Source organism: Acinetobacter sp. A2, assembly GCF_048537555.1.
In the GTDB taxonomy this organism is placed as follows: domain Bacteria; phylum Pseudomonadota; class Gammaproteobacteria; order Pseudomonadales; family Moraxellaceae; genus Acinetobacter.
This window is the reverse complement of record NZ_CP183239.1, coordinates 124,516-147,458: the sequence shown is the minus strand read 5'-3', so window position 1 is coordinate 147,458 and position 22,943 is coordinate 124,516. Positions and strand designations below refer to the sequence as shown.

At 41.0% G+C, this 22,943-nt stretch carries 18 protein-coding genes, 1 tRNA gene and 1 pseudogene; 7 read left to right on the top strand and 13 right to left on the bottom strand.

Features of this window, described 5'->3' with window-relative positions; translation table 11 throughout:
- Positions 1-3: 3 nt before the first annotated feature.
- The gene (gene znuB, locus ACNS8M_RS00625) at positions 4-804 is read left to right on the top strand and encodes a zinc ABC transporter permease subunit ZnuB (protein ID WP_419225011.1); all 801 of its coding nucleotides are present in this window, start codon (positions 4-6) and stop codon (positions 802-804) included.
- A gap of 141 nt (positions 805-945) precedes the next feature.
- On the opposite strand, the gene ACNS8M_RS00620 is transcribed toward znuB, so the two are convergent.
- Positions 946-1,092 (bottom strand): hypothetical protein, encoded by a 147-nt coding sequence (locus ACNS8M_RS00620; RefSeq protein ID WP_168419260.1) that lies wholly within the window; start codon positions 1,090-1,092, stop codon positions 946-948.
- Between the two features lie 172 nt (positions 1,093-1,264).
- Positions 1,265-1,885, bottom strand: a complete 621-nt coding sequence (locus ACNS8M_RS00615) for a LysE family transporter (protein WP_168419261.1) — start codon at positions 1,883-1,885, stop codon at positions 1,265-1,267.
- A 160-nt stretch (positions 1,886-2,045) separates the two neighbouring features.
- Between ACNS8M_RS00615 and ACNS8M_RS00610 the strand changes: the two genes are divergently transcribed.
- Positions 2,046-2,966 carry a Dyp-type peroxidase gene (locus ACNS8M_RS00610; RefSeq protein ID WP_168526419.1) on the top strand — a complete coding sequence of 307 codons (921 nt, stop codon included), beginning with the start codon at positions 2,046-2,048 and terminating at the stop codon, positions 2,964-2,966.
- 109 nt (positions 2,967-3,075) lie between these two features.
- A pseudogene (locus ACNS8M_RS00605) lies at positions 3,076-4,284 on the top strand (IS256 family transposase).
- A 49-nt stretch (positions 4,285-4,333) separates the two neighbouring features.
- On the opposite strand, the gene ACNS8M_RS00600 reads toward ACNS8M_RS00605, so the two are convergent.
- The 4 genes from ACNS8M_RS00600 to ACNS8M_RS00585 all read right to left on the bottom strand — a co-directional run bounded on the left by ACNS8M_RS00600 (position 4,334) and on the right by ACNS8M_RS00585 (position 9,836).
- Positions 4,334-4,594, bottom strand: coding sequence for a lysozyme inhibitor LprI family protein (locus ACNS8M_RS00600; protein WP_419225010.1), 261 nt, complete (start codon positions 4,592-4,594; stop codon positions 4,334-4,336).
- 219 nt (positions 4,595-4,813) lie between these two features.
- Positions 4,814-5,203 carry a hypothetical protein gene (locus ACNS8M_RS00595; RefSeq protein WP_419225009.1) on the bottom strand — a complete coding sequence of 130 codons (390 nt, stop codon included), beginning with the start codon at positions 5,201-5,203 and terminating at the stop codon, positions 4,814-4,816.
- Positions 5,200-6,954: a glycoside hydrolase family 19 protein gene (locus ACNS8M_RS00590; RefSeq protein ID WP_168526506.1), complete on the bottom strand. Its 1,755-nt coding sequence runs from the start codon at positions 6,952-6,954 to the stop codon at positions 5,200-5,202. The genes ACNS8M_RS00595 and ACNS8M_RS00590 overlap by 4 nt, the downstream gene beginning before the upstream one ends.
- Positions 6,954-9,836, bottom strand: a complete 2,883-nt coding sequence (locus ACNS8M_RS00585) for a type VI secretion system Vgr family protein (protein ID WP_419225008.1) — start codon at positions 9,834-9,836, stop codon at positions 6,954-6,956. The genes ACNS8M_RS00590 and ACNS8M_RS00585 overlap by 1 nt, the downstream gene beginning before the upstream one ends.
- 397 nt (positions 9,837-10,233) lie before the next feature.
- Here ACNS8M_RS00585 and ACNS8M_RS00580 point away from each other — a divergent pair, with 397 nt between their 5' ends.
- Positions 10,234-10,461 (top strand): hypothetical protein, encoded by a 228-nt coding sequence (locus tag ACNS8M_RS00580; RefSeq protein WP_168419449.1) that lies wholly within the window; start codon positions 10,234-10,236, stop codon positions 10,459-10,461.
- A 205-nt stretch (positions 10,462-10,666) separates the two neighbouring features.
- Positions 10,667-10,742: transfer RNA gene (locus ACNS8M_RS00575), tRNA-Thr, on the top strand.
- A 92-nt stretch (positions 10,743-10,834) separates the two neighbouring features.
- Here ACNS8M_RS00575 and ACNS8M_RS00570 read toward each other — a convergent pair.
- The 7 genes from ACNS8M_RS00570 to ACNS8M_RS00540 form a co-directional block, all read right to left on the bottom strand.
- On the bottom strand, positions 10,835-11,665 hold the full coding sequence (locus ACNS8M_RS00570; protein WP_325781591.1) for a class I SAM-dependent methyltransferase: 831 nt from the start codon (positions 11,663-11,665) through the stop codon (positions 10,835-10,837).
- 328 nt (positions 11,666-11,993) lie between these two features.
- Positions 11,994-13,301, bottom strand: a complete 1,308-nt coding sequence (locus ACNS8M_RS00565; RefSeq protein ID WP_194558151.1) for an FAD-dependent oxidoreductase — start codon at positions 13,299-13,301, stop codon at positions 11,994-11,996.
- Between the two features lie 422 nt (positions 13,302-13,723).
- A complete protein-coding gene (locus tag ACNS8M_RS00560) occupies positions 13,724-14,608 on the bottom strand; it encodes a pirin family protein (protein WP_168419451.1) in 885 nt (294 codons plus the stop codon).
- Between the two features lie 201 nt (positions 14,609-14,809).
- Positions 14,810-15,373, bottom strand: coding sequence for an alkyl hydroperoxide reductase subunit C (gene ahpC, locus ACNS8M_RS00555; protein WP_168542602.1), 564 nt, complete (start codon positions 15,371-15,373; stop codon positions 14,810-14,812).
- Positions 15,374-15,607: 234 nt separating this feature from the next.
- Positions 15,608-16,183, bottom strand: a complete 576-nt coding sequence (gene ssb, locus ACNS8M_RS00550; protein WP_168461690.1) for a single-stranded DNA-binding protein — start codon at positions 16,181-16,183, stop codon at positions 15,608-15,610.
- 51 nt (positions 16,184-16,234) lie between these two features.
- Positions 16,235-17,599, bottom strand: a complete 1,365-nt coding sequence (locus tag ACNS8M_RS00545) for an MFS transporter (protein WP_419225007.1) — start codon at positions 17,597-17,599, stop codon at positions 16,235-16,237.
- 217 nt (positions 17,600-17,816) lie between these two features.
- On the bottom strand, positions 17,817-18,902 hold the full coding sequence (locus ACNS8M_RS00540) for a DUF475 domain-containing protein (RefSeq protein WP_419225006.1): 1,086 nt from the start codon (positions 18,900-18,902) through the stop codon (positions 17,817-17,819).
- Between the two features lie 329 nt (positions 18,903-19,231).
- Between ACNS8M_RS00540 and tenA the strand changes: the two genes are divergently transcribed.
- Both tenA and uvrA read left to right on the top strand, forming a co-directional pair.
- Positions 19,232-19,906 carry a thiaminase II gene (gene tenA / locus ACNS8M_RS00535; RefSeq protein ID WP_419225005.1) on the top strand — a complete coding sequence of 225 codons (675 nt, stop codon included), beginning with the start codon at positions 19,232-19,234 and terminating at the stop codon, positions 19,904-19,906.
- Between the two features lie 149 nt (positions 19,907-20,055).
- On the top strand, positions 20,056-22,890 hold the full coding sequence (gene uvrA / locus ACNS8M_RS00530; protein WP_419225004.1) for an excinuclease ABC subunit UvrA: 2,835 nt from the start codon (positions 20,056-20,058) through the stop codon (positions 22,888-22,890).
- Positions 22,891-22,943 lie beyond the last annotated feature (53 nt).

Sequence of the window (22,943 nt, the reverse complement as noted above, 5' to 3'; positions counted from 1 at the left end):
CCCATGATGGATTGGCTACAATTGCTGTTACCTGCATGGATCATGGGCAGTTTATTGGTATTTTTGACCGCCCCACTTGGCTGTTTAATGCTGTGGCGACGCATGTCCTTTTTTGCCGATACGATGGCGCATGGCACTTTATTGGGTGTGGCAATTGCAGGCGCGTTAAGTTTACCTCTGTGGATGGGCGTGACATTCTTGGCATTATTATTGGTGGGTGTTTTGTGGATTTTACATGATCCACGGTTGCCGAATGATGCATTATTGGCGCTCTGCTCTGCGACCTTGCTCTGTTCAGGTTTGCTCTTTATTCAACATATTCCGAGTTTGCGTCCTGAGTTGCTGAGCTATTTATTTGGCGATTTACTCACCATTTCATGGGCAGATTTACCCGTATTTGCTTTGGTCATTATTGCAGCCTTAGCGGTACTCTATAAGTTTTGGCAGGCTCAAATTCAAATTGCAATTGACCCTGACATTGCAGTCAGTGAAGGTGTGAATGCCCAATGGCAACGCCTGATTTTTATGTTGTTGTTGGCATTATTTACCGTATTGGCTTTACGTGCAGTCGGCTCTTTATTGATGGGCGCATTGTTGGTGATGCCTGCTTTAACCGCACGTTTATTGGCTCACTCGCCTAAACAAATGGTGATTTGGGCATTTATTGTGGCGCAAATTGCAGTCAGCGTAGGTTTATGGTCAAGTGCGGGCTTAAATATTTCGACAGGTTTAAGTATTGTGATGACGATGGCAGTGATTTTTGCTGTGATTTTTAGCGTTCAAAAAGTCAGAAAGATGGCTTAAGCCAATGAGCTAAATGGATGCCATGCGATTGCATGGTTTTTGGATATATACCATCATTCCGATTAATACATTAGCATCAATCTTGGTAAATAATTTTTTGGGTAATAATATTCAAAGAGCTGCCTTTCAGCAGCCGTCAGCTTAGTTTTGAACAGCACAAATACTGACTATAAATAAACAAGTCATCACGCATGCCAAACTCGGATCAAAATAAACCACCAATGTATCAAACATTGGAGTAAATCCAAGAATTAAACCCGCTGAGCTTGCTTTCTTCAGTTGTGACATATTATCACTCCTTAAAAAACTGTTGCGGGTCTCTTGATGAGTTAGGTACGCAACGCTCAGACTATTGCTACTTAATTTCGTTTTAAAACCAGTTGCGATGGGTAAGTAGCAATCCTAACTGGTTAATAACTATTCTAGTTATCAATAACAATTATTTCAATTACTTACTATATCACTGATGCACCAAACTTAACAAAAATGCAGCACCCGCAAATAGGGTCGCAAAAGTACGATTCATCATTTTTTGCTGCCGAGGCGATCTTAACAAACGCAAGACTTTGGCGGCCAAACCTGTGTATCCTGCCATCACAATCAAATCAATACTGATCATAGTTGCTGCCATAATCAGATACTGAATCCATTGCGGTTTCGATAAATCTAAAAACTGTGGCAAAACTGCCAATAAAAACACAATCGCTTTTGGATTACTCATGTTAACCAAAAAGCCATACATCACCAGTTTTCCAGCAGATTTTCGGGTCAATTCATGTTGGATTTCAATGGACTGAGCAGGTGCTGCCCATTGCAAATAGGCCAAATACAATAAATAAGCTACACCAAACCATTTCACAATCAAAAATGCCCAAGGGGTGGTAGCAAACAAAACCCCTGCCCCCGCAGCGACAATTGCAATTTGCAGTAATAATGCCAACTGCAAACCAATAGCATTCCAGTAGCCATGTCGAAAACCATAGTTCAAACCACTCGACATCGATGCAATTGCACCTGCACCGGGCGAAACACTAATTACCCAGCACGCCAACATGAATGCTATCCAAACTTGATAAGACATAGAAAACAGTTTTATGAAAGATAGCGCATTATATGATATTTCACTTAATATCATGGCAAAAACCGTTGAATAAAATCCCAAGAAGGGTATTAAGCCTGCATGCAATCAGGCACAATAAAGTAAACCCTATAGAAAACAACAATTTTTTCAGGAGCTATACATGACTGCCCAATCTGTAATATTGCCACTACCTTCAGATCATGCTCGCTTTCTAGTGTTACGTTTAAAAGATTTAAGCATTGCTGAATTAAAAGAAAAATTGGCGGACCTTTTTAGCACACGAGATCGTTTAATCACTCAACATCCACATGCACAAATTAAAACTGGGGTGGCCTTTGGCCCTGAACTTTGGGCACAACTCTATAGCCAATCTCCTGAAGGTTTTAAACAATTACAGCCGATTCATGGCTCCTTTAATATGCCTGTAGTGCCTGCCGATGTGATTATTCACCTAGCCAGTGCCCGTGCAGATATTTGTTTCGCACTAAGTCAGGCCTTTTTTGATGGTATTCAAGATAAAGTTGAAGTTTTAGATGAACGTGTTTGCTTCCGTTATTTTGATGGACGTGACATGACAGGCTTTATTGATGGTACTGAAAACCCGCAATTCCCTGATGATCGTGCTGAAGTGGCGCTTTTAGGTGAAGATGCAGGTGTGTTTGCCGATGGCGCATTTATTTTTGCACAGCGTTATTGCCATGATTTAGAAAAATGGAAAAAGCTGAAAGTCGATGCTCAGGAACACGTGATTGGTCGTACCAAACTTGAATCTATTGAGTTGGATGACGAGGTTCAACCTGAGAACTCGCACGTGTCGCGTACTGTGGTTGAAGATGATGCAGGCGATGAGATGGAAATTTTGCGTCACTCGCTGCCTTATGGCGATGGTCAGGGTGATCAAGGCTTATTCTTTATTGCCTACACCAAAGATTTGAGCATTATTGATGCCATGTTAGAGCGTATGTTTGGCACGTCTGGTGATGGCATCCATGACCGTTTACTGCACTTTGTGACTGCTCTAGACGGTGCATATTACTTTGCCCCAAGTGAAGAGTTATTAGAAGAAGTGATGGAAGGTTAAGATAAAGAGGCCGACGAGAGTCGGCTTTTCAGTCTGAGAGACTGTAAATTAAATTGTGTAATTGCCTGAATTTGCTATGTTCATATTCACAACGGAGTCAGGCAATATGATGAACGAACAAAAACTAAAAGACCTTGCAGCAGAATTTGCTAAAGGAATCAAAACAGCAGACGATCTCAACCAATTCACCAGATTGTTGACCAAACTCACTGTTGAAACGGCTCTTAATGCCGAACTTACCGAACATCTCGGACATGAAAAAAATGCCCGTAAATCTGGCTCAAATTCACGCAATGGTTATTCTAGTAAGACTGTACTTAGCGATGATGGGGGAGATTGAGATCACCACACCACGTGATCGTGATGGCACTTTCGAACCTCAGTTAATTAAGAAAAATCAGACCCGTATCACGCAAATGGATAGCCAGATTCTATCCCTTTAGCCAAAGGCATGACCACCCGTGAAATCGTTACTACCTTCAAGGAAATGTACGATGCCGATGTATCTCCAACGCTCATTTCCAAGGTAACTGATGCCGTCAATGAGCAGGTTGCTGAATGGCAAAACCGTCCGCTGGATGTGATCTATCCTATCGTTTATATGGACTGTATTGTGGTTAAAGTCCGTCATAATGGCAGTGTCATCAACAAGGCTGTATTTCTTGCCTTAGGCATTAATCTTGATGGACAGAAAAAACTGCTCGGCATGTGGATAGCTGAGAATGAAGGTGCCAAGTTCTGGCTAAATGTTCTGACTGAGCTGAAAAACCAAGGGTTGCAGGATATTCTGATCGCCTGTGTAGATGGACTAAAAGGCTTTCCTAATGCCATTAACAGCGTATACCCGCAAACCCACATCCAGCTGTGCATTATCCACATGCTGCGCAACAGCTTGAAATATGTGTCATGGAAAGATTACAAGGCGGTCACTCAGGATTTAAAAGCCGTTTATCAATCACCCACTGAAGAGGCAGCCTTGATGGCCCTGGATCAATTTGCCCAAACATGGGATGACAAGTACCCACAGATCAGCAAAAGCTGGCGTACGCACTGGGAGAATCTGAATACCTTCTTTGCTTATCCAGCCGAGATACGCAAAGCCATCTACACTACCAACGCAATCGAGTCATTAAACAGCGTAATACGCCAAGCGATCAAAAAACGTAAAGTCTTTACAACGGATGATTCTGTACGTAAAGTGATTTACCTGGCAATTGATGCAGCATCTAAAAAGTGGAATATGCCGATTCGCGACTGGCGTTTAGCTATGAGCCGCTTTATTATTGAATTCGGTGACCGCTTAAGCAATCACCTTTAAATTGATCAAAAGCAATTACACAAAATTATTTACAGGCTCCAGTCTGATATTATCTATAGTTTTTTAAAAAATTAATTCGTTCTTCATTATCTTGAACATAACAATCTAATAAATAAATTGGAGCTTCATGCCCTCCTTCTGCCAACTCATACTCAGAAGTACATTTATTTTCTCTTCTCTTTAACCAATTTTTTTGACTTGATAATAATTTCTTCTTTTTAATTAATTTTAGTTTTTTCATTCTTTTTTTATACTCTCTGTTTAACTCATGATCCGACTCTAAATAACCTCGTGAAAGGCAGTACCTCAAATCCTCTTGAAGAGGACTTCCTTCTTTGCATATTACTCCTAAAGCATCTTCATATAAAAAATCTTCAGGAACAACAGCATAAGAATTTAAAGAGAAGAAAAAAATATTATAAATTTATTTATAGCATTCACATTTCAATCCTTTTTCAAAAATAACAGAAATCCTCCCATACTCGACTTTGATATTAGCATTACTTGTGAATCTAGTTTTTTTATAGTTTCATAAGCAAACAATATTATTGAGACTTAGGTTTTGATAAGTAAGAAAAGTTTTCTTTTTATTTCTAAAATTCAAATACTCAACGCCATATAAAATATATCCTTGAGATATGAATGTATATTGACCAGTAACTTTATTATTGATAATTTCATTCACGGTTTTATGAATTTCAGGTTTAAATTCATCTCCCATATCAATTTCCTTCACCTTAATCGGCTTAGAAATTTTAATATCTTTTAAATAGGGATAATATTGAACAACCTTTATGTCTGGATAAGTACTTGGTACCAATAGTGTATTTTTCCCACCATTTGATAAGCAGAAAAAACTATTGTTCGCATAACTTCCAAAACTAACTAGTAAACCCAATAAAAAAAATAAAAACTTCATATTTCTTTCAACCTTGTATTTGCAATTTTTTTAGCTGCATTCGCAGTATATCCGTAACGTTTCCTGCTAATTTTATTTTTATTCTTATCAAGAGTAAAACCGAATGGAAATTCAACATCCTTACTCATATTCAAGAATTGCTGATAACCCTTTCTGGCCTCTTTTTCATTTTTTACCTTACCTTTTTTATTCATCTTAGGATCGTTCCATAGTCCCCATCCAAAACATTCACCAGGTTTATTAAAAAAAATATAACTATTTTCAAAATCAGTATAGTTATCTAGGTTACGAACAATAGTTTTATCTATCTTTAAACATTTTTTAATGTTAAATGCACTTGCAGATTTTTTGTAATATTTTTCTCTATCATCAAAACCATTATATCCACCATTAATTAGTGCACAGGTAGCGATTAAATCATTTTTTAAAGCGTGAGGTGTCAAATTCCCTGATTTAGAGTGAAACCAATACCAAATAGCTGAACCAACAGCATGTTCTTTCTCTTTTGAAATTTTATGTTTATTTTCACCTAAAAAATTTTCATTCACAGCTAGACCATATTGCATATAATTATTTTTATAGGTCAACTGCATTAAACCTCGACCTTTATACCCATCATAGACCTGACTCTCTGTTTTACCAACTAGAACCTCTTCTAATAATGAATAACTTGCTGTTTCATGCAAAGTATGAGCAATAAAATGTGCTTTTTCTAAACAGTTATGCATATTAAATTTAGCAAACTGCTCATTTAAATCTTTAAGAAAACTTAAAGCAGTTTTACTACGTGTAATTTTTTTAAACTCTTCAAGAGTTATATCTCTATTACAAACACATTCGCTTTCAACCACCTGTTTCTCAATACTCGGCCTACCCTCTGCCGTGATACCTTTAACGATCTCCACATCCAAACGCAATTCAACTGCATCTGCACGCATTCTTTTTGCAATATAAGTCACAGGGCTTAAAGCATCCCCATTCGGCTTTAATACTCTAAATTGCAAACGCTGCCCCACCATACTGAACAATGGAGTACTGCCATTTAAAATGGTAATTATCTGTTTTTTACCCGTATCCAACATCAACATTTCAATATCAGTTGGAGTTTCAATTAACTGCTCACCTGTTCTATCTTTTAGTTTTAATTCAGATCGGCTTTTGAAATTACTATATGGTTCATCGAGTTGTATTAAAATCGGCTGCTGTGAGCCATTTTTAGAATTTACCTCACATTTCACGACAAATTGATCATTTGAAGTTAACACCAAAATTTCAATATCACGCTGTGGTGATGACAATACCTCCACGATCCCATTTTCATTGGTATATCGTTCATAAGCATTTTTCCGCCCTCTAGGTCTTGATTGAATAGGAAAATTTGAAACCACTTTCCCAGCACAATCTACCACTTTAAAAGTAGTTGTAACAATTCTAGCTTTGGTTTCACCTAATTCTTTTTGTTTATATTCTTCAATTGTTTTAGGTAACTGAATTTTTATTGGATCTTGTGATGATGAACCAATAGATGTATGAATGACCTTAAAAACAGTAAAATCTTTTTGATTGGGTGGTTTTGCCAGTATTTCTACTGTTCTATATGGAGATGCCTGAAATACAAACTGTCCATGAAGATCAGTTTTCTGAAGATTTTCACGTTTTGAACCTTGGTATCTAGACATAACATTTAAGTTGATCACCCGACGCCCTGAACGATCATAAAATTTTGATGTAATTGTGACTAAATTACTCATTAGCCTAAATCCTCTTCTGCATAAACTTCATCTTCTTCTAATTCTGTTTCTTCTTCTATTTCAGCCCATAATTCATCAATATTATTATCTTGTACAGCCGACTGAGTTAAATAGACATAGGATGAATTAAACCCTAACGCAACGAATTCAGTTTTTTCTGACGTATAAAATCTTAATGAACTGACACTCTGATTTGCATCTTGTATATTTTTATTCGTGTTAATGAGCCTTCCATCTTGCTTTCCGACAACAAAAATCTCTTTCTCATCTTCAGTTGCAACATCCCACTGATAATCAATTTGATGACTATATTCAGTCTCAGCTTGAGGCAAACTGTATTGGACGCTTGCCACCCGTTCCCCACCCTCAAAACAATGCTGCCCCGCCTTACATTCAAATTTCCCACCTGTTGTATTCAACACACCTTTTGAATTTATTTTGATTTGTGAACCGCCTGCCGTTAGCACAATTTCTTTCGGACTGCTGATTTCAATGCGCCCCTCAGTTGAAATAATTTGAATCCCTTCCCGTGCAAAAAAATCTACACCATCATCTTGTGCCTGAATTTCGACTTTTCCCTTGGCTGCAAAAGCACTTATACCTTGCTCTGCAGCAAATAAACTGACTTTGTCACGTGCATGTGTAATCACAGATTTCTGGGTTGAAAAATTGATACCGCCTGCAGCACTTTGATAAATCTGTTGATCTGCCGAAAGATGGATATCCTGATGCGTTGACAAGGCAATTGAATGCGGTGCGCATAGCAGCATCAACGCCTGTTTAAACGTAGCAGCTTTACTCTGATCTTCTTGTTCTATCTGATTTATAAATGCCTTGAGATGATCCAGTGTTTGTAACGGATCAGCTCGCTGCTTTTGTGCCAACTCACTTAATTTCTGACTTGCAGCAAAACTATTATCTAATTGTGTTTTTGCAGCACTAACATCCAAATGATGAGCCTGTGCCTGTTCTTGTGAATGCGTTGAAAGCAGTAAGCCCTGACCTGCTCTAACTGCACCAAAAGCATCTGTGCGCAACTCAAAGCCTTCTCCTCGATCGGTCAACTGTTCATGCTGCTGCGGATGCGTTAATGCCCCCAAATTGAGCTGGCTCACCGCATGACTGCTTTGTAATTGAGCACTCAGCTGTCCTGTGCTGTCATTAAAACGGAGCTGATTAAAGCCTGTGCCCTGCATTTCCTGTGAACGAATACCACTCAAACTTTTGCTATCGGGCAAGCTGCCCAACATATCAAACTGGGTCGGTATTCGTTCTGCCTCATGTAAACGTCCAACCACAAACGGACGGTCAATATCACCTTCAAAAAAATCCACCACCACAATTTCACCAATACGTGGATGAAATCTGGCACCATAACCCTCACCCGCCCAAGGCGTGAGTACATCTACCCAAGCAGAATCACTCTCATTGTCATTAGCACCCGCACCGCCATCATGTTGATGGTCATCATTACGGGTAAATAAAAATCGTACTTTAATGCGTCCCCATGCATCTACATGCACCTCTTCATGCGCTGGCCCAACCACTCGTGCTCGTTGTGGATAGGCAACAGGGCGATGCTGCAAAGGATTAAATTCAGGCACCACTGCAATATGCCTACGTATCAGGGTTAAATCACAAAATTGTTTAGACTGATTTGCAAGAGGCAATTCAAAAGACCACTGGCTTTGTTGCAGTAGACCTGCCAACTGTACGTGCACATCCTGCGCCAAGTTGTTTTGGTTATAAAACCGTTTCGATAAAATTAAAAACTCACGCTCTGTTTGAGGATGCGTATCTACTTCGGCATGCCCCTGTAATTCAAACCAATACCCGACCTGAGCATCTCTTAAATTACTTTGAGCAGAAAAATATTTCGACTGTAAGGCATGATATTGGGTTTGCTGTTGTCCCCATTGATCGAGCTGCGCTGTGCCAGTAACAGCAGCCTGATCTTGGTCAGTTGTATCCTGCATATAGGATGAACTTAAATTCCACACCTGCTCCAAACTTAAATCTGCTTGGCTTTGCGTTGCACTTTGCACGTTTGATGAAAACACGACAGAGTGCTGATCTTGCGCTAAAAGATCGGGTTGCCAACGTTGTAACTGGACTTCGCTCGGTTGCAAGCTACGCTGTGCCATCCAAGCATAAATACTGTCTCTGCGCTCAACCCCACTAGAACGTTGAAAGGCAATCTGTCGACGTTTTAAAGACTGAAAATGACTATTTTGTTCAATCAGTCTTAATTTTTGTACGGTGATTGGACTGAGATAATCTGCAACCCTCAGCTGACTTTCATCAATTAACCAATTGATTCCTTCACTCCGCCACAAGCGGGTTAAAAAATCATAATCAGTTTCGCTAGATTGAATGATCAGTGGCCGCGTTATATAACGATCGCTGACACCACTTAAATCTAGACTCAAACTCGCAGCAAATAAATGGCTGCGGCTTTGCCATTCTTTAAACAAAATTTCACTGACTTCCAGCACAGTTTTATTCATAAATACCCGACTATTGCGTCGTTTATGCCAAAGTGCGGTTGCATCCTGAATCTGTAATTTATATAAGCTCAAAGTACCGTCACTGTGGCCTTGTGCTGCAGCAGTAATGATGCCGCTGTGCCGAAAAATCTCGCCTTGGTCAGTTCGTTGATCCACTGCCACGGCACAACCTATAAATTGTTTTAAGGGTACATGTGCATGAGATGCAAGACACAAGGCTTCAATCTGTAAGCCTTGATTAATGGCATGCTGGCCATTTAAGCATTGTAAAAAAACCTGATGATTTAAGGCTGAATTAGAAAACTGGATATGAATGGTGCGATTTTGAGGGCTTAAGCCAAATTTTTCTAATACAGCAAAGTATGGACTTTGCATGGTTATTATCTTTGCTATTTTTATAATGGGCGCTATTCTAATCAGCAACTTAGCAATTATCTAGAGTGTTTTATTCGCAAAACGACAGGCGGTTTTACAAGGCATGAGAGGATTAGCGTATGAAACAAATGAGTATGCAGTCCCACGTATAATGAAAAATCAACAAAGCTGACACAAGAAGTTACTCCTCAGTCAGGACAATTCAAAATAGCTGTGCTACAAGTAAGGCATTCACAAAAAATAAGGAGAAATTCAGAAATTTATTGTTTTTTATCAAAACCTTTTTTCAATTTTATTTTTAAAGATTCAATTTCTACATAAAAGGGTCATCATTAAGCTTTAGCATAATAAAGGCATGAAAATGCCTAACATATATAACTGCTATTCGGGAGCGAACATGAATAACAGCCAAAATTATGTCAAACAAATTAAAAATGCTAAACGTGGAGGATACACGCCTACCATCGCCAAAGACATCAACAAACATAAGATTCAAAAAGCCATCCGCCTAATTGAACAATGGAGAACGCTCGCCAATGAACTCAAACCCCAAATGCAACTGGATATGGCCTTTACCTTAGAGGAATGTGCACAAGATTTAGATCGTGTCTTAAGAAATAAATAATCACTTTTCACCTTTCATTTCACATGATTTTCCTCAATGAGCTCAGATACTGAGCTCATTTCTATTCTTTCCCCCTACACAGTTTTTGTTGATCTGCGATTAAAAAATAAAGAATATCGACTGCGCTAAAAGTGTGAGTTCTGCATTAAACGATCACTTTTTGGCTTGCGTGCTTGAAAAAAATCTGTAAAATTCTCTGCACAACGCCGGCATAGCTCAGTTGGTAGAGCAACTGACTTGTAATCAGTAGGTCCACAGTTCGAATCCGTGTGCCGGCACCATATTAAACCTCGTAAGTCTTAGATTTATGAGGTTTTTTTGTTTATAAAGCTCAAATTTAATGCTGGTTTATAATATTTGAGGAGTTTATTGATCAGTCCTTAACGGCACTCACTTGCACATATTTAACCCAGCCATCTGCATACAACTTGGCGCACAAGCGTGCTGTCATGGCAATTTTAAACCAGTCTACATCTCGCGTTTGGATTTGATGTTGGAGATGCTGATTCACATAGTCAGCAAAACCTGCCAACACCTGTGTCGATAAATCCTCTATCTGTATCTGTTGAAAATGATGCTGTTGCAACAGGCTACATAGCTGAGTTTCAGACATGAGATCATCAAAATGAACATCGGCAGCTTTTAATAAGGCTCGATATTGCACTTGCTTAAGTAGATGTGCGGGGGCTTGATCTGCCCAAATTAAATAATGAAAACCAAGCCGCCCATTTGAATTTAAAACAGCGCTGACCTGATCTAAAAATGAATTTAAATGGCTGTGATATGCGGCATCTATACACAACACCACATCAAAACACGGCTGGGGAAAAATAGTTTTTAAATTTAAAAATGAGGCGTGGTGAATTTGGAGATTTGAATTCAAATTTTCACGAATATGCTGTACGCAAGCCGCTTGAAGTTCAACCGCTTCAAGATATTGAATTTGATAATGTTCCTGCCAATAAATTAGGCTGGCACCTTGCCCACAGCCTAAATCAAGCAACCGATCTTTTGAATTTAAATAGACGGCTGCCGCCAAATGGGCAGCCAAATTTTGACATGCAGCGGGATAATCATCGCCCACTGCATCTGACCAATAACCTAAATTGCTCCATGGCAATCGTGCATTGTCGCCCAAATATGCCGCTTGAATGGCATATTTATGTTTTGGAAAATATGAGCGGAATGCCTGTTGCCATTTCATAAGGACTCAGTCTAGTTCAATGAAGAGGGTCTGTTGATAATTCATCTATGTTTGCGACCACGCATATTTTTTAGCTGATATAAGGCATGAGGCAGGAAATTTAGTCATTCTAAATGACTGACTCATAACGCAATAGCAGCAAAAAATATGCTCGCCCCCTTGCGCAGCAAACAAAGCAGTGCTTTGTTTTTGCTCATGTGGCTAAAACTTTCTCAGATTGCGTTATGAAACTTGGCAATAGTCTCGCTATTCCCTGCGTTTCATGCCTGATCTGCTCAGTATTAGCCTACAGCACAAACCATTTATGAAATATCAACAGACCCTAAACTTAATAACCTAATTGTGGCGCAACCTCAACTTTTGGTTTCAAATCAATAAACGGTAACGGCGCACCAAAAATTTCTGCAATATGCATGGCCGAAGTTACTGCAGATTCTAAAATTGGCAAACCATCACACGACCAAGAACCACAGAAGAATACTTTACGGTTGTCTTGGTGATGACGCTGTTGCAACTCTTTATTTAAGGCAACAGTTTTTGAGTCCACCACAGCACGGGTTAAAGTCACGGTCGAAATGATCTTTTTCGGATCAATCGGGGTAACTGGACGCCATGTTTGGAACACTGGAGATTTACCCACCAAGGTTGGTTCAATCGAGTTCAACCATACTGTAAATTGCTGACGGGTAAATTTACGATCCATCATATAACTCAGTACCGACCAATCTTTACGTTTTGGTGGCATCACAGTTTGATCGGTATGAATCACCAATTCGCCTTGTTCAAATTTGAATTGTTTCAGTAATTCAATATCTTCAGCAAATTGTTGATTGTCTAGGAAATCCTGCACTTTTGTGGTTGGTGTTGCAATCACAACGCGGTCAAATGTTTGTGCATGACCTTCAGAATTTTCAACAACCACACCCGCTTCTTGCTGATGAACACGGGTAATAGCTGCACCACTTTGAATATCGATACCTTCAATCAGTTTATCGACTAAAGCAGGCGTGCCGCCTTGTAAACGCAATAAAGCATCACCATCAGTCAATTGGCGCAAAAATACCAATAACGGTTTTGCAGGCCATTCGCCAATGGTTTTAGGGTCACAGGTACAAATGGTGTATAGCACAGGCATGACGGCACCATGCAAAAATACCTCTTCAATTTCATTGCGGTTAATAAATTCTGCAAGGGTAATATCTTGGTGCTTAGATTTAAAGAACTTGGCAATTGCTGTTTTTAACTGCAACATACCTTTCACCAAACGCCAGCCGTATTGCTGCAAACCTTTGCGGTTGTTGATGATCGGGAAGTTACCAATACGGGTACGACTGGTGGTCAGCCATGTTTCAGTACGGTCTTCAAATAACCAGCTACACGCCATATATGTGCGTACAGGGTAGGTTTTAATCCCTAAATGTGTCGCTAAACTGAGGGTGTTTTTCCACAAATGTGGATTCATCACCCGTAAAGGTGCATCAATTAAACCATCTTCAAATTCGATGCTATGGCTGTCCATTCCACGACCAGGCAGCGCCTCAAAAATTGTAATGTTATGCCCTGCATCTTTAAGAATTCTTGCGGTAGCCAGTCCAGCCATACCACTACCGATTACTGCGATATCCAAACCGATCATCCATCTTTTGACATACTTTATGAAATTATGAACCATGCCCTGTCAAAAGGAGCTATTAAAAACTACCAGATTGCGCACTTTTCACAGAGAAACAACAGAAAGCACAGTGCCTGCTTGATTACATTTCTTAACATTTAGATTGCAGAAAAATAAGTCCAAGAATTTATTCATATTATTTTTATTAAATGACAAATATTGTTCTAAACCATGTAGATAAATCAACCGAATATCTCATTTATATTTTACAAATAAATTTTCAGTGGTTATGATGCACCGCATAAAAATGATAACTACGTCACAGATAATTATCATAAAGAATATGATCAATCCGTTAAAACGAGAAACTTTACAGCGTAATAATAATAAAAGCCTCTATCGAATATTCGATAGAGGCTTTTTTCTTCATCGCTCTCTTCCAAGCTTTAAGCCGTTTGATGCTGAATTGGAATTTCACCAAATTTGCCCTGATTAAAATCATCAAAAGCCTGAATAATTTCCTGTTTGGTATTCATGACAAATGGCCCATAGCCTTGAATAGGCTCATTTAACGGTTTGCCTGTTAGCACCAAAAACTTAGTATCTTGCAATGCTTCCAACTGAATCAGTGCTTCACCATCTTGAGCAAATAGCATGACCGAATGATCCAGCATCTGTTGGCTGCCATTGACACGCAATTCTCCTTCTAAAAGCACCAATAAAGTATTGTGATCGACAGGTACATGCACAGCCTGAGTTTGTTCGGCTTTAAGCTGCCCATCCCAAACATTCACTGGACTAAAGGTACTCGCAGGCCCATGCTGATTAGCATATTGACCTGCAATAATGCGTAAATGACCCGCATCGTTTTCAAACTCCACCACAGGAATATTTCGCGCCTCAATGGCCTGATAACGTGGTGCTGTCATTTTATCTGCAGCAGGTAAATTCACCCAAATCTGCACCATTTCAAACAGCCCGCCTTGCTGCGCATAGTCTTTGGAGTGAAACTCCTCATGCACCACACCTGCACCTGCTGTCATCCACTGCACATCTCCTGTTTTAATGGTGCCACCACCACCCGCAGAGTCTTGATGTGTGACCTCGCCCTGATAGGCCAAAGTCACTGTTTCAAAACCACGATGTGGATGTGAACCCACACCATGCTGTGCCGTCGTAGCATCAAAATGATACGGCGATGCATAGTCCAACATTAAAAATGGGCTGATGACCTGACCTAAACGATCATAAGAAAATAAGTTTTTAACGGGAAAGCCATCGCCCACCCAATGCATGTTCTGATTGCGATATACACCTATTATTTTTTTCATGTGTGATGCCTATAACTGAATATGGAAGATACTTTGATCTTAATATTTTGCTTAGCTGCGACCTAGCACAAATTTGGCATACTGCATTGCAAGAATAGAATAATCCCTGGCAAGATGCGCAGTGTATTGCGCTATCTTAAAAATTGCATAAAAAATCCAGAACCGAAGTTCTGGATTTTGAAATTTTCATGGATGGATGATTTAGATTTTTCCAACCAGATCAATTGATGGTGCAAGTGTTGCATCACCTTCTTTCCACTTGGCTGGGCAAACTTCACCCGGATGTGCATGCACATATTGTGCAGCTTTCACTTTGCGTAACAGCTCTTGCGCATCACGACCAATACCACCCGCATTGACTTCTACAATCTGAATTTTACCTTCAGGATCAATCACAAATGTACCACGGTCTGCCAAGCCTTCTGATTCAATCAGTACTTCAAAGTTTTTAGCCAAAGTCCAAGTTGGGTCACCAATCATTGGATATTGAATCTTTTTGATTTCTTCTGAAGTATCGTGCCATGCTTTATGGGTAAAGTGGGTATCTGTAGATACTGAATAAATTTCTACACCCATTTTTTGGAATTCTTCATATTGATCGGCCAAGTCTGCAAGTTCAGTCGGGCAAACAAAGGTAAAATCTGCAGGGTAGAAAAATACTACTGACCATTTGCCAATAAGGTCTTGTTCCGACACTTCAATAAATTGACCATTTTGGTAAGCGGTTGCGTTGAATGGTTTGATTTGAGTATTGATTAAACTCATGCTGTATTCCTCAATTCGTTTCGGGGATTGCTTATCTTGTGTAGTTAGAATACAAAACCCGATAGAATCGGTAAAACAGTACTTTTTTATAAAAATGATCGGTTTTTAGAATCAAAAATCCATTTATTATTTAAAAACTGATTGATCAAGCCGATGCTGAACTCACTAATCTGCATTAAAAAACCCTTTGTCGAAACAAAGGGTTTGGAGGATGATTTGCCGTTTTAACTTAAGTTAGAACGGTAGATCATCATCTAAATCTGCTGGTGCGGTTGCAGGCGCAGCTTGCGGCTTCGGTGCAAAACCACTTGGGTTATTGTTGGCATAGCCACCACCCTGATTTTGGTTAAAACCACCTTGATTTTGGTTGCCATAACCCGCAGCCTGACCTTGATTCTGATTACCATAGCCACTTTGGTTATTGTTAAACCGTGGCTGTGCAAAACCGCCATCTTGTTGGTCAGATTGTCCACGATTACCTGAATCGAGCATTTGCATTTGATCACCACGAATTTCAGTGGTGTAACGCTCTTGACCGTTTTGGTCTGTCCACTGACGAGTACGCAATGAACCTTCAATATATACCTTAGAACCTTTGCGTAGATATTGCTGTGCAATTTCACCTAAACGGTTATGCAACACAATACGGTGCCACTCTGTTTGCTCTTTACGCTCGCCCGTATTTTTGTCTGTCCAGACATCACTGGTTGCGATAGAAAATTGGGTGAGAGAACCCCCATTTGGGAAAGTTTTTGTTTCAGGATCGCGACCTAAAGTACCGACTAAAATGACTTTATTTACACCACGCATTAGACGTTTTCTTCCTATTTGTTTCTATTATTTACTTTATAAGAGTTATGCTTAAATGGCTACCTCTTTCCCTAACAAGTGCGTTAATTGTTGTCGCGCAGCATCATCAATTTGCTGTTTATCCACTTTCACATACGCCACTTGCTGGTCAGACATCACCACGACCTCTTCAATACCACGAATCGCTAAAAGTTGAGAAGTCCATTCATCTGTTTCTCGACTCTCAGGCAAACGCAACACCAAAGATGAAAGATAGCGCGGCTGCGCCAATCCAAAACTAACCAATAACCAAATTATAGCAATCGCAGTCAAAATACTCCAACCCATCGCAGTGTGATTCAGTAACAGCAACTGTCCACCAATCATCCCGCCAAAGAAAGCGCCTAAGAATTGGCTGCTGGCATTTACGCCCATGGCGGTAGCTTTAGACTGAATAGGTGCCGCCTTAGACAACCATGAAGGCAACAAGGCTTCCATGACGTTAAAGGCAATAAAGAATAAGCCCAGACCCAACAGTAAAATATATTTTGATTCAAACCCGAAAATCAGTACCAGCAGACCTAAAATAATGCCTGCAATAGCCGTCAGGAAAATGCCACGCATTTTTCGATATTTTTCTGCCAAAACAATGCTTGGGAAAGCTACAAACAGGCTGACCAATAGTAACGGCAAATACACCCAACCATGATGCTGTAAAGGAATATCAGCAAACTGGATTAACTGCGAAGGCACATAAATAAACATGGCCGTCAGCAATAAATGCAAGGTAAATACGGATACATGCAGGCGGTTTAAATCGCCCATTTTTAGCACTTGCTTTAACTGCGGTACATAACCTTGCTGGAAATTACGGTGATGACGGGTGACTTTCGGCACCAGCAGCAACATGAGAATGGCTGCCAACCCCATCACTGTGGTCACCCAAAATAGTCCTGAAATACCAACCCAACCTGTAAGCCATGGCCCCAAACTGAAGGCCACCACAAAGGACATACCAATACTCATGCCCATCACCGCCATGGCTTTCATGCGGTTTTCTTCACGGGTCACATCGGCCAACAATGCCATCACTACCGCAGACACCGCACCACCACCAGCTATAGCACGTCCAATAATCACACCATAAATGGTGTCGGACATGGCGGCAATCGCACCGCCCAAAGCAAACAATAATAAGCCCAAAACCACCAAAGGTTTACGGCTATAGCGGTCTGCTATTAAGCTAAATGGAATTTGTAAAATGGCTTGAGTGAGTCCGTATATCCCAACAGCAAGCCCAATTAAGGCAGGTGTTGCATATTGATACGATTGCCCTGCAACTGAAAACACAGGAATAATCATGAACAAACCCAACATGCGCAATGCAAAAATACTGCTTAAAGCAAAGGTCGAGCGGCGTTCCAAGGCATTCATCATATCAATCGACTAAAACTAAATAATTTTGAATTTGCAGATATCCTACAACATTCAGCTGCATGATGCTGATTTTTCCCGATGTTTATTATACGAGATGCCTAGAATTTCAATAAAAAAAGGGCGCAACGCTGTGCACCCAAATTCTAACTTCGTTCTGTCTGTATGATTGTTCAGCTTGGTTATGCTTGAGTCATACCATCAAAGCATCAGCAGCGCATTAACCTACTTTTGCCTGACGTTTTTTAAATTGAATCGAAGCAATCACTGCCCAAACAATGAATGCAACGCCAATTAAACCTGTCACTACTTCTGGCACATGTAAGCCTGTACCGCTGGCAATCATAATAAAGGCCAAGGCACCAATGGCGTAGTGTGCACCGTGTTCAAGGTAAATATAGGCATCCAAGGTACCTTTTTCGACCAAGTAAATGGTCATAGAACGCACAAAAATCGCACCAATGGCTAGACCTAACATAATGATTACCACGTCTGAGGTAATCGCAAAGGCACCAATCACGCCATCAAAACTGAACGAGGCATCCAGTACTTCTAGATATAAAAAGCCGCCAATACCCGCTTTTACCACACCTGTTGGCACACCATTTTCATCATAACGCACAGCATTGCCCTGCTCATCGACTTCAGGCTCTCCGCCCAGCATGTGACTCAGCACTTGCACACCAATATAAATCACGATGCCCCAAATACCCGCCATCGTCACCACAAGGCGTTTATCTTCAACCACGTTCGCCGCCATGATCAGCAAGGTCACTAAGGCTAAAAATACAGACATGGCTGGTACGCTTGCCAAATTGCTCAAACGACGTTCCAACCATCTGAACCAGTGGGTGTCTTTTTCATCATCCAAAAAGAAATTCAGGAAGACCATCAACAAGAATGCACCACCAAATGCGGCAATTTCAGGGTGATGTGCCATCAGTTTGGCAGAATATTGCTTCGGATCATTCAGTGCCAGTTGCACCACTTCCATCATGCCCATATCGGCAGTGACAGCCACAATCACCACAGGGAAAATCAAACGCATGCCAAATACAGCAATGATAATCCCCACGGTTAAAAACAGCATTTTCCAGAAATGATCCCAACCGCGTAGGACTGAAGCATTGACTACCGCGTTATCAAACGACAACGACACTTCCATAATCGCCAAAATTGCGGTGATGGTCAGTGCGGTGAGCATGGTCTGCACACCTGCTTCTGGGCCATGGGTATAGCCCCAATATGCAGATAGCGCAAGACACACTATCGAAAATACGATTGAGAAACCAAAATGTTTCATCATGACAAACGACCTATCGATATATTTTGATCTGAATTTTTTATCTGTCGAATCTGCACCACAAAAGCCAAGCATAGCTTTGGGTGAGTAACAACAGATCTAAAAATTCTGAAATTTGAATTGTCCGAATTTTAATCGGACAAAAGCTGAGAATGTAAAATTTTATGCCGCAATTATGACGCTTTTTTCTCAACTTCGCCAAAATTCTTCGTATGATTTTTTTGTTGTGATGGATTTCGCCCCAACTGCGCTATTTCAATATTGATCAGTTGTGATCACCGTACAGATATGCAATGGTATCTGCATCAATAAAATTCAAATGGAAATCCAACATGCGCTTTTCTCAAGAGGCTTGGCAGCGTAACCTTGCGCTCTATCAAAAAACACTGGCGTTGCCATTTAATCAGGAACTGGCGCAAGGTACGTTAAGCAAAGCTGCGTTTTGTCATTATGTGATTCAAGATTCACATTACTTAATTGCCTATGGTCGTGCACTGGCTGTCTGTGCTGCCAAAGCTTTTGATGCCGATGATATCATTCAGTTTTCGGAAGCAGCCAAAATTGCAATTGTGGTTGAACGCACCTTACACGACAGCTTTATGCAAGCGTTTGATATTTCCAAACAGGAATTTGAAAGCACCCCACTGACCCTCGCTTGCTATCATTACACCTCTTATTTGCTCGCAACGGCATGGTCAGAAAGTTATCCTGTGGTATTGGCTTCATTGCTGCCATGTTTCTGGATTTATGCAGAAGTGGGCAAAGATATTGTCAATAATTCTGTACCGAATAATCCGTATCAGGCTTGGGTAGATACCTATTCAGGCGAAGAATTCCATAACGCAGTCAACAATGTAATTCAGACCATTGACCGTATTGCTGCACGCTGTGATGCCGACACCATTGAAAAAATGCATCAGGCCTATACCAAAGCGGCAGAACTGGAATGGCTATTCTGGGACAGTGCTTATCATCAGCGTCAATGGTTAGGCTTAGATCAAGTTTAAACCTTGGCCGCTTTAAGTGCCTGCTGTATTCGCGTTTCTCTATACAGCGCGACACGCCATGACCGATAAAGCGTGAAAAATAACACTTGAACAATTTTCATGCGCTATCATATATAAGTTTTTCATTTGCAGAATTTCGAGAATTTTTTATGAGCCAAAGTCATATCCGTATTCGAGGTGCACGTACCCATAACCTAAAAAACGTGAACCTTGATATTCCACGCGATAAATTTGTGGTGATTACGGGCTTATCTGGTTCAGGAAAATCCTCACTGGCGTTTGATACCCTGTATGCCGAAGGACAACGTCGCTATGTCGAATCACTTTCTGCCTACGCACGCCAATTCTTATCACAAATGGAAAAACCTGAAGTCGATTCAATTGAAGGTCTAAGCCCTGCAATTGCAATTGAGCAAAAATCGACCAGTCATAACCCACGCTCAACGGTGGGTACCATTACTGAAATTTACGACTATTTGCGTTTACTGTATGCCCGTGTCGGTACACCGTACTGCCCCGAACATGACTTGCCGATGGTAGCACAAACCGTATCAGAAATGGTTGATGCAGTAAAAGGACTGGAAGAAGGCACTGCTTTGATGCTGCTTGCACCAGTGATTCGTGAGCGCAAAGGCGAATATGTGCATCTGTTTGAACAGCTACAAAGTCAGGGTTTTGTACGCGCCCGAGTGGATGGCGAAGTCATGGACATAGACCCACCGCCTGAACTCGACAAAAAGAAAAAACACACGATTGAGGTAGTGGTAGACCGTTTTAAAGTCCGAGATGATTTGGGTAACCGTATTGCCGAAAGCTTTGAAACGGCACTACGTTTAGGTGGCGATCTGGCCATTTTATCGTGGATGAATGCCGAACAGCCTGATCGTATTTTTTCAGCCAAACATTCATGTCCAAAATGTGATCGTGCCGTTGCTGAACTTGAGCCACGTTTGTTCTCGTTTAATAATCCGTTTGGCGCCTGCCCAACCTGTGATGGCTTGGGGACACGTAGCCATTTCAGTGCAGAAAAACTAATTCCAAACCCTGAACTTTCAATCAGTCAGGGTGCAATTCGTGGTTGGGACAGACAGCGTCCGTATTATTACAGCATGCTAGAAAAAGTCGCAGCACATTATGAACTTTCATTAGAGACTGCGTGGAATCAACTCGACAGTGCCACCCAAAAGAAATTTCTGTACGGTACAGGCAAGGACAAAATTGACCTGAGTTATACCGATGAACGTGGTCGCCATCATAAACGTGTGATTGCTTTTGAAGGTGTTTTGCCGCATTTAGAACGTCGTTACCGTGAAACTGAAAGTAATTATGTACGTGATGATTTGGCACAGTATTTATCTAATGCGGCCTGTGATGCCTGTGGTGGTTCACGCTTAAATGAAATCTCCCGCAATGTCCGTGTGAAAGACAAAACTATTGCTCAAATTACCCAAATGTCAATTGGCGATGCCGAGCAGTACTATCAAGGACTGAATCTGGAGGGTGCCAAAGGTGAAGTGGCAGATAAAATCTTTAAAGAAATTCGTGAGCGCTTACATTTTTTAGTGTCGGTAGGTTTGAATTATTTAAGTTTGTCGCGCTCTGCCGAAACGCTGTCTGGTGGTGAAGCACAGCGCATCCGTTTGGCATCTCAAATTGGTGCAGGCCTCATGGGCGTGATGTATGTGCTGGATGAACCCTCTATTGGCTTACACCAACGTGACAACGACCGATTGCTAGAAACCCTGATTCGCTTACGTGACTTGGGCAATACCGTATTGGTGGTAGAACATGATGAAGATGCCATCCGTGCAGCCGATCATATTATTGATATTGGCCCAGGTGCAGGTGTGCATGGCGGGCATATTATTGCCGAAGGTACCTATGCAGAGCTGGCGGAAAATGCCGATTCACTGACAGGGCAATATTTATCGGGCAAGTTAAAAATTGAAGTACCGAAAAAACGTACCCAACCGCCACATCCTGAACAACAAATTAAACTCATGGGAGCCGCAGGTCATAACCTAAAAAAAGTAGATCTGACTTTGCCCTTAGGGGTCATGACCTGCGTTACAGGCGTATCTGGCTCAGGTAAATCGACCTTAATTAACCGTACTTTATTGCCTTTGGCTGCAACACAATTAAATGGTGCCACGACCTTAAATGCAGAAAAGTTTGACTCGATTGATGGTTTGCAATACTTAGATAAAGTCGTGGATATTGACCAAAGCCCAATTGGACGTACTCCACGTTCAAACCCCGCAACGTATACAGGCTTGTTCACTCCAATCAGAGAACTATTTGCACAAACGCCTGAAGCCAAAGCTCGCGGCTATGCGGCTGGTCGTTTCTCCTTTAACGTTAAAGGTGGACGCTGCGAAGCTTGTGAGGGTGACGGTATGATTAAGGTAGCGATGCACTTCCTGCCCGACATGTATGTACCTTGCGATGCCTGTCATGGTAAGCGCTATAACCGCGAAACGTTGGAGGTCAGCTATAAAGGCCGTAATATTTCCGATGTGTTAGAAATGACAGTTGAAGATGCTATGCATTTCTTTGATGCGATTCCTGTGATTCATCGTCGTTTAGAAACTTTAAATCAGGTGGGTTTGGGCTATATTCGCCTCGGACAATCTGCAACAACGCTATCGGGTGGCGAAGCCCAACGCGTCAAACTAGCGCGTGAATTGGCCAAACGGGATACAGGTAAAACCTTATATGTGTTGGATGAACCGACCACTGGTTTGCACTTCCATGACATTGCTAAGCTACTCGACATCTTGCATGAGCTACGCAATAAGGGTAATACCATTGTGGTGATTGAACATAACTTGGATGTGATTAAAACTGCAGACTGGATTGTCGATTTAGGGCCTGAAGGTGGTGCAGGTGGTGGACAAATTATTGCCGAAGGCACCCCTGAAGATGTGGCAAAATCTAAAGTTTCACACACTGCTAAGTTCTTAAAACCAATGTTAAAAGCTTAGACTGGTGAATAAGTGAAATCATTTTAATGTGAACCAAGTTGTACATCATCTTG

Excerpts from the sequence above, each read along its gene's own strand:
- znuB (WP_419225011.1), top strand. The coding sequence starts at position 4 with ATGATGGATTGGCTACAATTGCTGTTACCTGCATGGATCATGGGCAGT.
- ACNS8M_RS00620 (WP_168419260.1), bottom strand. The coding sequence starts at position 1,092 with ATGTCACAACTGAAGAAAGCAAGCTCAGCGGGTTTAATTCTTGGATTT.
- ACNS8M_RS00615 (WP_168419261.1), bottom strand. The coding sequence starts at position 1,885 with ATGTCTTATCAAGTTTGGATAGCATTCATGTTGGCGTGCTGGGTAATT.
- ACNS8M_RS00610 (WP_168526419.1), top strand. The coding sequence starts at position 2,046 with ATGACTGCCCAATCTGTAATATTGCCACTACCTTCAGATCATGCTCGC.
- ACNS8M_RS00595 (WP_419225009.1), bottom strand. The coding sequence starts at position 5,203 with ATGAAGTTTTTATTTTTTTTATTGGGTTTACTAGTTAGTTTTGGAAGT.
- ACNS8M_RS00590 (WP_168526506.1), bottom strand. The coding sequence starts at position 6,954 with ATGAGTAATTTAGTCACAATTACATCAAAATTTTATGATCGTTCAGGG.
- ACNS8M_RS00585 (WP_419225008.1), bottom strand. The coding sequence starts at position 9,836 with ATGCAAAGTCCATACTTTGCTGTATTAGAAAAATTTGGCTTAAGCCCT.
- ACNS8M_RS00580 (WP_168419449.1), top strand. The coding sequence starts at position 10,234 with ATGAATAACAGCCAAAATTATGTCAAACAAATTAAAAATGCTAAACGT.
- ACNS8M_RS00570 (WP_325781591.1), bottom strand. The coding sequence starts at position 11,665 with ATGAAATGGCAACAGGCATTCCGCTCATATTTTCCAAAACATAAATAT.
- ACNS8M_RS00565 (WP_194558151.1), bottom strand. The coding sequence starts at position 13,301 with ATGATCGGTTTGGATATCGCAGTAATCGGTAGTGGTATGGCTGGACTG.
- ACNS8M_RS00560 (WP_168419451.1), bottom strand. The coding sequence starts at position 14,608 with ATGAAAAAAATAATAGGTGTATATCGCAATCAGAACATGCATTGGGTG.
- ahpC (WP_168542602.1), bottom strand. The coding sequence starts at position 15,373 with ATGAGTTTAATCAATACTCAAATCAAACCATTCAACGCAACCGCTTAC.
- ssb (WP_168461690.1), bottom strand. The coding sequence starts at position 16,183 with ATGCGTGGTGTAAATAAAGTCATTTTAGTCGGTACTTTAGGTCGCGAT.
- ACNS8M_RS00545 (WP_419225007.1), bottom strand. The coding sequence starts at position 17,599 with ATGATGAATGCCTTGGAACGCCGCTCGACCTTTGCTTTAAGCAGTATT.
- ACNS8M_RS00540 (WP_419225006.1), bottom strand. The coding sequence starts at position 18,902 with ATGATGAAACATTTTGGTTTCTCAATCGTATTTTCGATAGTGTGTCTT.
- tenA (WP_419225005.1), top strand. The coding sequence starts at position 19,232 with ATGCGCTTTTCTCAAGAGGCTTGGCAGCGTAACCTTGCGCTCTATCAA.
- uvrA (WP_419225004.1), top strand. The coding sequence starts at position 20,056 with ATGAGCCAAAGTCATATCCGTATTCGAGGTGCACGTACCCATAACCTA.